Origin of the sequence: Yersinia thracica, assembly GCF_902170565.1 — a bacterium.
Taxonomy (GTDB): domain Bacteria; phylum Pseudomonadota; class Gammaproteobacteria; order Enterobacterales; family Enterobacteriaceae; genus Yersinia; species Yersinia thracica.
This window is the reverse complement of the sequence record NZ_CABHXX010000099.1, coordinates 1-14193: the sequence shown is the minus strand read 5'-3', so window position 1 is coordinate 14193 and position 14193 is coordinate 1. Positions and strand designations below refer to the sequence as shown.

Sequence of the window (14193 nt, the reverse complement as noted above, 5' to 3'; positions counted from 1 at the left end):
ATTGATGGATCTGTATATTGATTAACATATTCAGTTGTTTAATTAGATCCCATTGTGTATATAAATATACAATAATGAATGTCTAATTAATTCTAATAAATAAAGTGTCAGGGATAATACTTAAGCATCATTTTTCTTTAATGACGGTAATTTAGATATCAGACGCAAGGAAACCGTTAAGCCTTCTAACTGGTAATGTGGTCGCAGGAAGAATTTGGCATGGTAGAATCCGGGGTTCTCTTCGTTTTCTTCAACGACAACTTCCGCTGCCGCCAGTGGTTTACGGCACTTGGCCATTTGTGAGGAGTTAGCTGGGTCACCATCAACATAATTCATGATCCAGTTATTGAGCCAGTGCTGCATGTCTTCACGCTCTTGGAAAGTGCCAATTTTATCGCGCACAATACACTTAAGATAATGCGCAAAACGACAGCAGGCAAATAAATAGGGGAGGCGTGCTGAGAGTTGCGCATTTGCTGAAGTATCAGCATCGTGATATTCCGTCGGTTTTTGTAATGATTGGGCGCCAATGAATGCTGCAAAGTCGGAATTTTTGCGGTGTACCAACGGCATAAAACCATTTTTCGCGAGTTCACTCTCACGGCGATCACTGATGGCGACTTCTGTTGGGCATTGTACATTCATACTACCATCATCACTTGAGAACGTGTGGCACGGTAAATTCTCTACGGCACCGCCAGATTCAACACCGCGTATAGCGGTACACCAACCAAACTCTTTGAAAGAACGATTGATATTGGCAGCCATAGCGTAGGCGGCATTAGCCCAAACATAATTACCCTGTGTGGCATCGTTACAGTTTTCCTCAAAGTTAAAATCATCCACTGGATTAGTAAGAATACCGTAGGGCAGGCGCGCTAGAAAACGTGGCATCACCATCCCCAAATAGCGTGAGTCTTCTGAATCACGTAAACTACGCCAAGCGGCATATTCAGTGTTCTGGAAAATATTGGTGATATCACGTGGGTTAGCGAGTTCCTGCCAAGACTCCATCTGGATCACATTTGGAGAGGTACCCGTGATGAACGGGCAATGGGATGCGGCACCAATCTTAGCCATTTCTCCCAGAAGTTCTACATCTTGTGGGCTATGGTCGAAATAATAATCCCCGACCAGACAACCAAAGGGTTCCCCACCAAACTGGCCGTATTCTTCTTCGTAGACTTTTTTGAAGATAGGGCTCTGATCCCAGCCAGCCCCTTTATGCCGTTTTAATGTACGACCTAACTCTTGCTTGGAAATACTCATAAAGCGTATTTTCAGCATGCTGTCAGTTTCGGAGTTACGAACCAGAAAATCCAACCCGGTCCATGCTGCCTCTATTTTTTGAAAGTTTTCGTGATGAATTATCTGATTGATTTGTTGTGATAGTTTTTCATCAATCTCAGCAATTAATGCCTGAATAGTGTGATAAGCATCTGATGAGATTGAGACAGTCGTTTCCAGCACTTGTTGTGCCAATATTTTCACTGCATTTTCTACTGACTCTTTAGCTTGATCTGTTTTCGGTTTGAACTCCTTATTTAACAGTGTGTTGAAATCATCACTGGATAGAGTATCGGTAACTTGCTGCAAGGGCTGCTGCAACTGTAAATCGCTCATTAATTACTCCTCAGATTTATTGTCATCACTATTGTTGTCTTCGGTTTCAGGTTTGGGAGCTTTAATGAGAGATTTCAACATCTCCGGGTTTTGCAGTATTTGTGAGATGAGTTCTTCAGCCCCGTTTTTGCCATCCATATAGGAGAGCAGATTGGATAATTCAGTCCGCGCATCAAGTAGGTGATTCAGGGCTGGAATTTTGCGGGCGATAGCTGCGGGAGAGAACGCTTCCATACTTTCGAAACTCAGATCAATATTCAGTTTACCTTCACCGCTTAAGGTATTGTCTACTTGATAGGCCACTCTGGGTTTGAGTGACTTCATGCGGTCGTCAAAGTTGTCGATATCGATTTCAAGGAACTTGCGCCCGTCGACACCAGACTGAGGTTCAAGGGATTTTCCGGCTAAGTCGGCCATTACCCCCATTACGAATGGCAACTCAACTTTGCGCTCTGCGCCGTATAGCTCAATATCGTATTCAATTTGTACGCGTGGTGCGCGATTACGGGCAATGAATTTTTGTCCGGACATAACTCACTCCATCTAATATCGGATAATGATTGAAAGTTTGTTCCGCCGTCTTCTGGTCGGGAACTCAAGAATTGAGCACTTAGCTCGGGGACTGATACGTTAAAAAGGGAAGGTGATTAATGGCGATCCTCGCCATAAGATTGCCCTAGTATGGTCTCCAGCTGGTTAAGGCCATCGGGAATCAGATTTTGAATGATTTGTATGAAATCCAGGGCGATTAGTTTTTGCGCTCGATCAATCATCAATGGTGCAGGATGGCTTGGTTCATAAAGATAAAAATAGTTTTTTACCTTTTCTAGCAGTAGTTGCGCATCATTGCGTGATTGAACTTGCAGGCTATGCCAGTCGAATATTGCTGGGGTGGCTTCTGGGATTGATAGGGCTCCCGGTGTTGCTATTGGTGGTTGTTGGCTGCTTGATAAGGGAGAGGCAGCTTGAGAAATAGTATTAAATATTTTTAATAGATTATTGAATTCTGGTTGTGCAGCTTCCCCCAGATGTTGTACTACCTGTTTATGGATAGCGCCAAGATAATGAACGATGCCTACCATGAGTTGAGTTAAGGATTGCTGTTGCGTTAATTCGCTCTGTAGACGAGTACATCCTCCCGGAAAACTTGGATCCCCCGGATTGCCACCATTAAGCAGGTCATTAGCGGCTAGCAATGAAATCTCACTGCCCGTATTTTTTAGCAGGACGGTGTTATAGACACAGGAAGTTAATATGGATTTATCACCTAATTCTGTCAGTACATTGATGCGCAATAATGGGTCTATTTCCCCCTCAAACTCCAGTGGCGGAAATAGAGAACTCCAATAGTTTTCCAGCGTTTGAGAAATCAGCTCCAGACCATCAGCATAACCCTGTAGGCCCCGTAGTTGAGTCCAAGATCGGGTAAGATATAACATAATGCGCAAGTCTTTGGTGCGTGTCAGTAGACTGCAGGCCAAACGTTCGACCAGTATCCAATCGGGCGTCTGTGCGGGGATAATAGTGCTGCCGAATTGTTGTTCGGTTTTGCCTAAAAAAGCCTGCTCCAAAGCCAAAAAGTCAACGTCATATTCTAAATTTTCCCCACAGGGATTGGCTGCATTTATTGGTGCTAGTAACTTATTGATTAATTCAGACGTCATGCTTTAAATCGCCTTTATCAGGTGGTTTGCAGGTTATGTTTTATCGCAAGAGATGCGTTACTTTAAGGGCAGGAGAACGCCGGCAACTGGAATGGGCTATAGATACTGTTTGCGATGAATTCCAGTGTGACTCGGTGACCGTCGATATTAAAGGTGGACTGTTTGTTGCTGCCTTTCGGTGGTTCTGCTAAATCGACCATACGGTTCAGAGCCCAAGGGCCACTGGTAGTCAAATTAGCAGTAGAGCCATTAGCTAAGGCTAATTGCAGGGATACCATGCCAGTATTGCGTGTGCCTGGCCAACCAACGACCAGTGGCACTAATGGGCCATGACTATACTTCAACAACTGCCCATCAATATCCAATGTTAGATTGAGAATGTCGTTGTCCATTCGTACTGGGCGCACCGTTACGCGAAAAGATGGCTCTGAATTACCACTGGAAAAAAAAATATTACGGATCTGTTGTGCTTGCTGGAACGAACGCAATATATTGCCACTGTTCGGCAGCATTTCTCCGTCCACTCCAGAGGTAAAAGTCCAGTTCATTTGTCTGGTATCCACCTTTCCCTGTAAATTGTCGCGAAAGAATTTGTCCATCAGGCCAGTATTGGGGGCGAATATATGCGCCAAATCATCAGGAGTGACTTCTTGCTGAGAGTGAGGAGATAAAGGATAGCGTTTGGCTATTTCTTGTTGGCAAAAACTACCCACTTCGAAACTAATTCGCTGTTTGAGGTTTTCCATCTCTTTTTGTTGGGTGTCGTTACTGGCCCCCACAGTCAGAGATAACAGCATTGATTTGAGTGGCTCCGGTAAGCGTCCTGAATCTGACTGTAGCCGCGAGATAATATCGTTCGAGGGAATCGGAATACCACTATTGGCCGCTCCTTGCACCACCGTTAGGTGGACGTACAACTCATTAATTTGTTTAATTACGTCATCAAACGGAATAGCTTTGTCGCCTTGTTTCTGACTACGAGACAATTCTAGCCATGGGGCGTAATGTGACATAATGGGTTGCACAGACAGAGCTGCGATATCATCACCAATACTTGCCGTCGGGGAATCAAATAATACATCTAATGTTTGGTTGTTATTCTGATTCAGTTTGTTTTTAGCTTTGTCTAATAATTTGTTGCTTCCATCAGTGCGTAGAGTGACATTTTGACTGACGTTCATCAGTAAATTGAGCAAAGGAGATTGAGGGCTTGATAATAAGCGTGCGGTACTGATGCGTTGGTCCAGATTGCTAATATTTGCCAATTGAATATCGTTTAACAAAATATCCCAGTTTTTGATAAAGTCCTGAATATACAGCTGTCGTATAGATGTAATGAGAGTCGTTCTTTTTTGCTCTATTGGGCCGCTGTCTAATACCCAAGTATCTTCTTCCCGTAGTGTATCGACTACGCGGTCAATATCCTTGTTGAACATCGTCCACCCTTGTGGGGTAAATAATGCCGGCATACTATCGTTTAGTGGTTTGCCACTTTTGCGGGAGAATACTAATTCGGTTTGTGGCCCCGCCAGAGTCAATAAGCTCACTGGTTTGGCCTCAGGCGGACCTAGCCATTGGTGTTTAAGTTGGCGTTTTAGTCTGCTATATACCCGTTGAGATAACGGGGCTTGGTTGATAATTGCCTGGCTTCGCTCCACTAACAGTTGATCTTTGGTGTATGGAGATATCTGAGTCTGATTGTCAAGCAACTGGCTCAGATGACTTTCAAGCCGCTGTAACAGTATTTGTGGGATACCTTGAGGCTGATTGCGTTGTAGGTTTAATATTACCCAAGAACGTAGATATTGACTGTCATACTGTTTTGATAGAAATAGCATTTGGTATGCTTTCAGTGCTTCATAGCTAAACTCCACATCATTGTGCGGGTCGTTACGCAGTGTATTGGTAATTTGTTGAGCTAACAGGGGTAATAGCAGTTCTTTTAGCGCTTTTTGGTACAGTTTATTGCCAGCAGCACTCACTTCATCGCCAGAATAGAGACCCATATTATAGCGGAAAGGCAGATTATTTAGCGGAAAAACCTTACTTTCTGATAGGGATGATAAATTATCAAGAAATGGCAGTACGTGGAGCATATCTCCAGGCCCTGGCTGTGGTAGCTTTTGCCCCTGACGTTCGAGTGATATCGTTTTGCCCCCGACTTCTGTCAGGTGGTTTTTGCTGTCGGTGTAATTATTGAACCACAAAACGCTTAATATTGTGGCTATTACGAGCAATAGGATATAACCAGTCCAGTGAAGTGCGCGGTTACGGTATTCCCACCACTTATTCGTGCTAGCCAGTCCCGCTTCTTGAAAAACAACGTGTTCCAACATTTCTTTCAGAAAAAAACTCTGTTTGGGAACGGTCTGTTTTAACGTTTTAGGGGGAGATCCATCATCGCTATTATTCGCAGTAGATAACTGTAAATAGCTATTTAATTCGCCCATCACCTGATCGATAGGCTGGCCTTCTTGAGTTGCGCTAGTGAAATAAATACCGCGTGGCATGATCTGGGTTTCAAAACTTGACGCAACGAATAAAGCGCCAAGATATTGACTCAGTAATGGGCGCAATGCAGCAAATTGCTGAGGAAAAAGATGGCTTTCCGCACGTTGGCTCATTGAATCATTAGCTAGCATAGTATCAGGTAATGCAGCAATGAGGCGCTGTTGTAGTAGAGCGAATTGATGCTCAAATTCATGGCCGAGGTGGAAATTAGGTTGATCAGAGACCTCATAAGGGAATACCAACCCCCAGATTTGCTCACGTTGTTTCTTATCGAAATTGCTGAAGTAAGCGGAAAAACCTTGTAGTAAATCAGTCTTGCTGATCACTATATATATCGGAAAGTGGATACCCAGTTGTTCATAAAGTGATAACAACCGTTTGCGTAGTTCATTGGCCTGTTTTACCAAGGATTCAGGGTTATCAGATAGTAGATCCAAAACACTGATAGTGACGATTACGCCATTGATAGGTTGGCGAGGACGATATTTTTTCAGTAGGCCGACAAATATTTTCCATTCAGTTGTACTTTCATCGTGCTGATTATGGGAAATACTGTAACGACCCGCAGTATCCAGCAATACGGCATCATTAGTAAACCACCAGTCACAGTCGCGGGTTGCACCGATATCCTGTTGGGATAAAGGGCTGAAATGATCAGTTAGAGGAAAATTCAATCCCGAATTGAGTAGCGCGGTGGTTTTTCCAGAGCCCGGGGCTCCGATGATTATATAACAGGGTAACTTGTACAAATATTGTTGGCTGAAATATGCTATCCAACGGTGTTTGCTAGTATGGTTTAAAATATAGGCTTTTTTCAGTCGTTGCTTTGCTTCGTTAAAACGCCATATCAGTTTTTTTTCTTGCCGCTGTTCCTGACTTTTATTTTCCATTGATGAATCATTACTGACATCCACATTACGTTGGGAAGCCACATTATTACGGCGTGAAATAATGTACCAGAAGCCCCAAATAAGGTAGATGACACTGATGATGATGACTCGGCTTAATTCCGACTTCATGGGCTGGCTGTTGCTGATGGCCACCCGTGGGCCGATAACCCAAATAATGAATGCTAAAATGGAGATGCCGATAGTTCCCCAAAATAAGCGGCTGGTGATAATAGATAATAGAACTCTTACCATTTTTATAGTCCCTTTACTGCAATTTATTAACTTCCGTTTGAGTATTCCCCGGAGGAACCAACAATGTAATTTCAACCCGGCGATTCAATGCTCGGCTCTCTTTGTTGTCATTGGGGGCAATCGGATTCGCCTCACCACGTCCTTCGGTTTTCACCCTCTGCGAATTATCAAGGTGTTTTTGCAATTGAGTACCGACTTCGTTTGCACGGCCTAATGAAAGCGCCACATTGGAGGTGAAGCGAGACTTGCGAATGGGAACATTATCGCTGTAGCCCGTGACCAGAATCATACCGCTGACTTTGCTCAGCGCTTTGCCTATACGATTAATTACCTGATCGTAGGCAGGACGTATGGTCGTCATACCGGGGTCGAACAACCCGTCTCCTCTGAGAACGATGACACTTTTATTGGCATCAGTACGAACCACAACCAATCCACTGGCGATTTCTTCTTGCAGGAAGCCTGCCAGATTGAATACTGGGGAAACTGCTGATATTGGCGAGGGAGTTAACCACTGTGGTAAGGCTATCTGGTAAATGGCTGCCAATACTGGGCGGGTGGCATTATTCAATTTCCAACTAAGTACAATAAACAATAATGAGACCAGGAAAGCGGTTAGACTGGCGCTCGCCCACAATGACATCCTTGGCTTCCAGCGTTTTTGTTGAACTGCAAGAATTTGTGCATCTGGAGATAGTCGCGCACTATAATTGCCACGCACCAAACGAGTCCGCTGTTGCAGGCGCTGTTTCATGGTTTCCAGCAACGAATGGCCGTTGTCCATCACCTTGTAACGCCCTTTGAATCCGAGCAATAGGCAGTAATTTAGTAATTCCAGTAGATCGATATATTTGTGTGGGTTTTGCGATAATCTGGTGAGTAGATCGAAAAACTTATCGCCACCAAAGGTTTCATTGTGGAAAGTGACCAGAAGTCCATTCCCTGACCAGATGTTGTCATCTCCCCAAGCTGGCATCAGTGCGGCAGCCTCATCCAATGAAGTACACAGACAATAACGAGCGCCAATAATCATTTCATAGGGTTGATTGGCGAGTTGGCAGCGAAGTTCAAAGCGCCGAATTTCGTCAATCAGATGTTGGCGTAGTTGTATCGGGTCATTATGAGTCGCTGACTGGCGAATTTTAGCAATAATATTTAGCAGTGGTCGGGCTGCCAAGACGAGCGGGTTGCTCTCGGGGTCTAATTGAGTTTTTTCCTGAGTCATGATTATCTGTCCGTATTGCTGCGAATAGCCCAAAATTCCATATTCAGACCAGGAAAATCACCCGCTAAATACAGGGCGAAAGCGCTGGATTTTTCCATCTGTTCCCACAATTCACCCGTTTTCTCTAGCTCAAAGTAGGTATAGCCTGAGTGGTACGGGATTTGGCGTGGTGCGGTTGAGATGCTGCGTAACATTATTCCTGGGAGTTGTAACTGTACGATGTCACGAATTTGGTTTGTCGGTGCAATCTTCATATGTGTAGGGAAATTCGTTAGCAGCATGTCAGCTGTGACATTAGCGCGCACTGCTAATACAAACTCGAAATCCCGTATCATGGCTGCATCTTGTAATATTGCGACGTTGAGCCCTGGGGTACGCTCTACCAACTCCAGTTGGATGGCGTTGTCTTTCAATACCCCCGATAACCCGTGGCGTAGCAGCAGCATGAGTCTGCCAAAACAATAAGCCAAATTGTTATGGTCATATACTGGCAACGGCTCATCAGGTGTACGTTGTAAAGAAAAACTGGCCAGTTCAGTGGCAAATTGTAACCACTCGGCAAAAAGGCGTTCAGGGTGTATATGGTTAAGTTGGGAAACGTGATTGACTTGTCCCACATAGCGATTGATCAACTGTAACTGCATAAAATCAACCATTTCTGAACTATTACGACTCTCCGGTTGCTGTAGTCGCTGGCTCATCTGCAGACTACGTTGAAGCAGCAGCCCTTGTAGGTCATTGATAAATGCTTTCAGTTGGTTATTGTTTTGGCAATTAAGCGTGGGGGGAATGCAGTCTTTTTTCAGGCGTAATAGGGGATAGTCGCCCTTCTCTTGGATCTCAGCTACAACTAATGCTGTCCACTCGGTACTCAAGTCACTTTCCAGCATCAAATGTAGACGCAAAAAACTAAATTGTAACTCGGTGCTGCTAACGGATACTTCATTCAGGTCATCGACTTCCGCTTCATACGCCAGATAACGTGCTAATGCGTCTGGTGTTTCCTGAAAAATGACCTGCTTACGACCTGTGCGTTGGCTAGGGAGTGCCAGTACTACTTTCTCACCAGCTTTGCCTTCTTTTATCTCAAGCGGTGTGGGGGCATATTCAGCTTTGCTGAAGTTGAAAGGCGTTCCGTCCGGCATAATCCCACAAGCTTCCGTCAGGGCAACTTTACCTTGCTGTAGCAGTTCTTGGTCTACTTCCAGATTCAGAAACCCCCAGAAATAACCATTGTGTGCTTGTCCCCAGGCACGTATGTAATTTTCCATATAATGTTCTGCCCGTTGGAAATGGTGTGGGCGCAAAAACATTCCTTCGGTCCAAACGATTTTATGCGTTTCTTTCATTATCATAACTAAATACTACCCTTGCCTTAGAAAGTAGATGGCTACTTATTGATGTTGATGGTTTTCAAGCCTGTCGCGCCGACAACGATATATGCACCTAGCCTATCTGACGTTGATTGACATTCCTGGTCGGCATCTGTGGTGAGCATCCTTGGTAACGACAGGGAAAGGCGCCAAACTTTACCATTCAGGATTTGGTATTCGGCGATAACGCCAATGAAACGAGCATCTTGTACCTTTTGCCTCTGTAGTTTTTTTCCTCTCTGTCCTGGCGTCAGGAAGAACTGGTCACTGTCCAGTAGGCTATTACCAAGAACGTTCTTGGTATCGTTTTGCAAGCTAAAGAAATCAGCATCCATAAACTCTGCATCAGAGCGAAGTAACAGTGTGCGTATCTTTATCGGTAAGGGATGTCGCTGGACTCCTGTATTAACCTGACGATCGGTGTCGAATACCAAACAGTAAGTCGGTGGGCTGTCAGGCGACGAGGATGAGCAAGCACTCACTAGCATAAAACTAAGCATTATTAGCAATAGATACCAACACCTTGAGGTAATATGTGGTTTTCTCATGATGTATTTCCGTTGCCGTGAATATGTATTGAGGGCGGTTATAACTTTGCCTGTTGATTATTATTCAACAGCAACAAAGGGCTTTAGAGTGAGTTAAGAGGCCAGAATCAGTACCTTGAACTGACTTGGAACGACACGAGTACCTGAAGCGTTAGTGGAGTTTTGTAGACTGCTGCTGGTCAATCGAGTAGCGGGTGAACCCTTTAATAATACTGAGAATGCGCCGGACAGATGGCGTGATGGCCCCATCACTGTCGCGGAAGCGACGCCACCGGCAACCCCAAGGTTATCGCCATTGGTTAAAGGTATTATTGTCGCCATATTGTGTGCAGGTGCTCCGACGAACAATATATTGAATGCATTCGGGATAGCTGTCTGTGCCAATGCAAAGTTTGGGTAAGGTACGGGAACTGGGAGCGGGCAGGGAGTTAAGCAAACGTCAGGTAAGGCAATATCCATTCCCATCATTTGGGTATTAGCAAACATAGTTATTCCTTATCCAATATGGATCTGTTCTGAATCCAGTTTAGTGATATTTTTCGACGTAATGATCAAGTTGCGGGCATGTAAACGTGCATAGTCCTCGGCCTGAAGATCAAGTTGCCCTACACGTACATATTCGATCTGACGCACCCGGCGAAAGAAGGTATGACTGGTTTGGATTATTGAATGCCATAAGGATTCGTAACGTTTACCGACCAGGCGAACCACGCTAATAAAGCCAGAAAACTCCTTGCCGCTGTAAGTCATTTCATCAATATTACAATCAGCGTTTTGTGCCTGTACCGCCAATGTATCGCTACTGATTTTGACTTGTTTAGTGCTGTGTAATATCAGCGAACCACTTGGTGTTTCTATTTGTAGATCACCCGCCACATTCAGGCGTAATACTGTGCTTGGATCCGCTCGCTCCAAGACTGCAATAACCCAAAATTGCTGACCAACATCAGCTATCAGAACAGTATCGCCAATATTAGGCATCACCAGGCAACTGGTTGCCTGACGACAAACTCTATTTTGACTCGAGTATTGTACTAGCAGACTGCCATCAGGTAGATTTGCTGCAACCAAACCTGCCGTTTGTTGCAGCAGTAAGCTATTGTTTGAACGGACTTTGGTGACAGTATTCACGGCGTTGCCTCTTGTATATGCGGATGGGATCAAAGTTTTCGTTCTAAGTTCCAGGTTTCGGCGATATGTAACTCTTCATCTCTTTCTAACACGCCACTACTATCACTCCAGTACGTTTGCTGTTGCCTGGCTCCGTGTAAGCGTGTGCGTATAAAATGTGCATCGCACATGTTTGCCTCATTAATATTGGCATACGAAAAATCGGCGTAAGCCAGATAACTTTTACTGAAGTCGCATTGTTCAGCCTGACAACCATGGAACAGACTTTGGAAAAGGCGCGCTTGGTGAAAGCTGGCATTATTTAGCGTAGCCCCGTTGAATATTGCTTGATCAAACTCTCCATATTGACACTGTGCCCCGGTGAGATTGGCTTCTATAAACAGTGTTTGTTGAGCCTGTACTGTATGTAACTTGGCGTGTTGCAAAGAGGCTCCCTTAAAGTTGCTTTGGCGCAACACAGCATTGCTGAAATCAGTATCATCCAACTGATTATGGGTAAACTGGCAAGCCTGTAATTGTTGACCGGCATAACTTTTCCCACGATGGTCACATTCGAAGAATGTGACCTGATCAAAATGAGTTCCCAGGGTTTGGATATTGCGTAAATCCAGACGGAAAAAAGTAACCAGATTCAACTGACAATCATTTAAAAGGACATCACTCATAGTACTTTGGTTAAAGGTGGCTCGTTCCAATTTAGCTGCGGTGAAGTTACTGTTACATAGTGTGCTTTCCGTGAAACTGACTTTATTGATTGTTAATGCACTGAAATCAGCATTATTTAGCCTACATTGGTGAAAAATAGTTTCTTCACATTGGCTTTCAAGAAATGTGGCGTTATTTAATTCACAGTTGTTGAATAGTGTTCTGACAATATTTGTCTTGTTGAATATACAATCAGTAAGTTGGCAGTTATCGAATAGCGCTTCACTTAAATTACAGTGACTGAAATCAACTCCGGTTGCTGTCAGTTCAGAAAAGATCCCGCCGGAAAGATCCATACCGCTGAGTTGTAGCCCAACAATATTGTGTCCACTGATATATTCGCCACGCTTTATTTGTTGCTGTAACTGAGTTGCACTGAGCCTCATCAGCTTTCTCCTTTGATGCGCGGCTGCATTTTGGTGCTGTGAGTATAAGCACCATCCCAGCGAGTCGTATCATCAAAACGTGATTGCGATATATCCGCACGGAATAGATTGGCACCGCGTAGATCTGCACCGATTAAAATACACTTTTGCATGATCGCGCTGATCAGATTGGCATTAATAAGTCGTGATTCAGAAAAGTCGCTGCGGATAAAAAGGCTGCCACTAGCATCCAGATGTTGTAGATGGGCATCAGTCAGCTGTGCTTGAGATAGGTCACTATTATCTAATTTTGCCCGCTCAAAGCTGCTTTGATGTAAGGGCATTTGCCGTAAATTACACTGTTTCAGTGTGGCGTCGCTAAAATCCGCCTGCATCAAGTTGCTTCCAGCGGTAAAAGAACAGTCGAGAAGATGTGCTGCATGGAAGCGGCTACCGATAGCCTGTGTTTCGACCCAACAACTGCTTTCTATTCGAGCGTGACTACAATTGAACTCCCGCAGGTTACATTTGATAAAACTGACTTTTTTAATCTGCGCTTCAATAAAATTTATAGCGTCAAGTTCGAGTTCAAGAAAAGTGGTATCGGTAATATGGGCTCGCTGAAATAAGCACTGAATAAAAATAGTCTGGTCAGCCAGTAAATTTTCCAGAAAGGCATCACTGAAATTGCTATTTTTAAATAATGTTTTATGGATATTAGTTTCGATCAGACGAGAAGCAGTAAAATTAGTATTTTCACATTGTGCTAATGCCAATGATGCACGTTCTAAATTGGTATAACTTAGATTCGCGTTGGTGAGATCCGCGCGCGCCAACATGGCTTCCTGGAGTGAAGCGTGCTCAAGATTACATCCATATAAATTAGCATTTTCAAGTAATGTTCCTCGCAGATTAGCATGACGTAGATCCATATCAGCCAAGTCGACTCCAGTTAAATCCATGCCACTGAGATTTTTATCTCGGGCCATTACTGCACTAACATAGTTGCGTATTATTGCTATAGCATTTCCGGCTATCCGCGTTGCAGGCTCTTGGGTCTGGGCACTCATTAAATAGGTTTGAAACAATGCCTGTTCGGCCTGAACCACACTGTCCTCATCACTTTTGTCCCCTTTGTAGAGCAGATTGAGCTGCTGATGATAGTTTTCTGCACCAGAAAACGACGTGTTGGGATGGGTTGGTCTTTCGGGGGAAAGCAGGTCAACCCGGCCCATATTATTAGTCTGTCGTTCCAATGCATCAGCCTGCTGCTTTAATTCGGCCGCATAGTCCGGCAGTTGTTCGAGTGAAGGAAGCGCAGTTTTCTCTCTGGAGGGAAATAATTGCTCAATATCTTTTCCTTCTTGCGCGAGCCTAAGACGGTAATGCTCACGCTGATGGCGTTCAAAATTTGATATGTTCTCATGCATTGGGCTTTGCACATTAGATGAATGAGCGTCTAGCTGAGAATCAATGGCAGTTTCTGGGAGCAAATCTTTTTCACGAAATGAGAATAGGGCACCTTTTTCTTTGTCCAATCGCTGTTGTAACACTTGATAGTAGTGAATTGAGGACCGCGGTTGGTTGATAATCTCTAGTGCTGGCATCAATTCCATAATATCCGTTGCATCATCTTCGCTGATACGAATACACCCCTGATAAATTAATGCCATTCGTTCACGGTGCGGGAAGAACCAGACTGTCGTGTGGCGCATAGTGATTTCTTCAAACTTCTCTTCACCGTTACGTAAGCTATTAACAAAACAGCGGGCTTGCCAGGCAGGCAGTTTACCCTGTTGGAATGGCTTAGTTGGGTGCATGTTCCAGATACAGTAGTTTGCTTGGGAAGGTAACTCATTATATTGGGGAAATTGTTGGTCACTCTCTGCCATATTAAATAAGCGCC

General features: G+C 44.2%; 11 protein-coding genes. All 11 read right to left on the bottom strand.

Going from position 1 to position 14193, the window contains the following annotated elements; all coding sequences use genetic code 11:
- Positions 1–120: 120 nt before the first annotated feature.
- The gene (gene tssC, locus FTA91_RS14875; RefSeq protein ID WP_050112413.1) at positions 121–1623 is read right to left on the bottom strand and encodes a type VI secretion system contractile sheath large subunit; all 1503 of its coding nucleotides are present in this window, start codon (positions 1621–1623) and stop codon (positions 121–123) included.
- Positions 1624–1626: 3 nt separating this feature from the next.
- A complete protein-coding gene (gene tssB, locus FTA91_RS14870) occupies positions 1627–2154 on the bottom strand; it encodes a type VI secretion system contractile sheath small subunit (protein WP_050112414.1) in 528 nt (175 codons plus the stop codon).
- Between the two features lie 116 nt (positions 2155–2270).
- Positions 2271–3287, bottom strand: coding sequence for a type VI secretion system protein TssA (gene tssA / locus FTA91_RS14865; RefSeq protein WP_050112415.1), 1017 nt, complete (start codon positions 3285–3287; stop codon positions 2271–2273).
- Between the two features lie 62 nt (positions 3288–3349).
- The gene (gene tssM, locus FTA91_RS14860; RefSeq protein ID WP_050112416.1) at positions 3350–6940 is read right to left on the bottom strand and encodes a type VI secretion system membrane subunit TssM; all 3591 of its coding nucleotides are present in this window, start codon (positions 6938–6940) and stop codon (positions 3350–3352) included.
- Positions 6941–6953: 13 nt separating this feature from the next.
- Positions 6954–8165, bottom strand: a complete 1212-nt coding sequence (locus FTA91_RS14855) for a DotU family type VI secretion system protein (protein WP_050112417.1) — start codon at positions 8163–8165, stop codon at positions 6954–6956.
- Positions 8166–8167: 2 nt separating this feature from the next.
- Complete coding sequence (gene tssK, locus FTA91_RS14850; RefSeq protein WP_050112492.1) at positions 8168–9514, bottom strand: type VI secretion system baseplate subunit TssK; 1347 nt, start codon at positions 9512–9514, stop codon at positions 8168–8170.
- 41 nt (positions 9515–9555) lie between these two features.
- The gene (gene tssJ, locus FTA91_RS14845) at positions 9556–10038 is read right to left on the bottom strand and encodes a type VI secretion system lipoprotein TssJ (RefSeq protein WP_264751327.1); all 483 of its coding nucleotides are present in this window, start codon (positions 10036–10038) and stop codon (positions 9556–9558) included.
- 141 nt (positions 10039–10179) lie between these two features.
- On the bottom strand, positions 10180–10572 hold the full coding sequence (locus FTA91_RS14840; RefSeq protein WP_050112419.1) for a DUF4150 domain-containing protein: 393 nt from the start codon (positions 10570–10572) through the stop codon (positions 10180–10182).
- A gap of 9 nt (positions 10573–10581) precedes the next feature.
- Positions 10582–11217, bottom strand: a complete 636-nt coding sequence (locus tag FTA91_RS14835) for a DUF3540 domain-containing protein (RefSeq protein ID WP_050112420.1) — start codon at positions 11215–11217, stop codon at positions 10582–10584.
- A 29-nt stretch (positions 11218–11246) separates the two neighbouring features.
- Positions 11247–12308 (bottom strand): pentapeptide repeat-containing protein, encoded by a 1062-nt coding sequence (locus FTA91_RS14830; RefSeq protein ID WP_145583556.1) that lies wholly within the window; start codon positions 12306–12308, stop codon positions 11247–11249.
- Positions 12308–14193 (bottom strand): DUF2169 family type VI secretion system accessory protein (locus tag FTA91_RS14825; RefSeq protein ID WP_145583554.1); only part of this gene is annotated, 1886 nt, incomplete at its 5' end. The genes FTA91_RS14825 and FTA91_RS14830, both read right to left, overlap by 1 nt.

Coding starts and splice junctions, on each gene's coding strand:
- tssC (WP_050112413.1), bottom strand. CDS start 1,623: ATGAGCGATTTACAGTTGCAGCAGCCCTTGCAGCAAGTTACCGATACT.
- tssB (WP_050112414.1), bottom strand. CDS start 2,154: ATGTCCGGACAAAAATTCATTGCCCGTAATCGCGCACCACGCGTACAA.
- tssA (WP_050112415.1), bottom strand. CDS start 3,287: ATGACGTCTGAATTAATCAATAAGTTACTAGCACCAATAAATGCAGCC.
- tssM (WP_050112416.1), bottom strand. CDS start 6,940: ATGGTAAGAGTTCTATTATCTATTATCACCAGCCGCTTATTTTGGGGA.
- FTA91_RS14855 (WP_050112417.1), bottom strand. CDS start 8,165: ATGACTCAGGAAAAAACTCAATTAGACCCCGAGAGCAACCCGCTCGTC.
- tssK (WP_050112492.1), bottom strand. CDS start 9,514: ATGAAAGAAACGCATAAAATCGTTTGGACCGAAGGAATGTTTTTGCGC.
- tssJ (WP_264751327.1), bottom strand. CDS start 10,038: ATGCTTAGTTTTATGCTAGTGAGTGCTTGCTCATCCTCGTCGCCTGAC.
- FTA91_RS14840 (WP_050112419.1), bottom strand. CDS start 10,572: ATGTTTGCTAATACCCAAATGATGGGAATGGATATTGCCTTACCTGAC.
- FTA91_RS14830 (WP_145583556.1), bottom strand. CDS start 12,308: ATGAGGCTCAGTGCAACTCAGTTACAGCAACAAATAAAGCGTGGCGAA.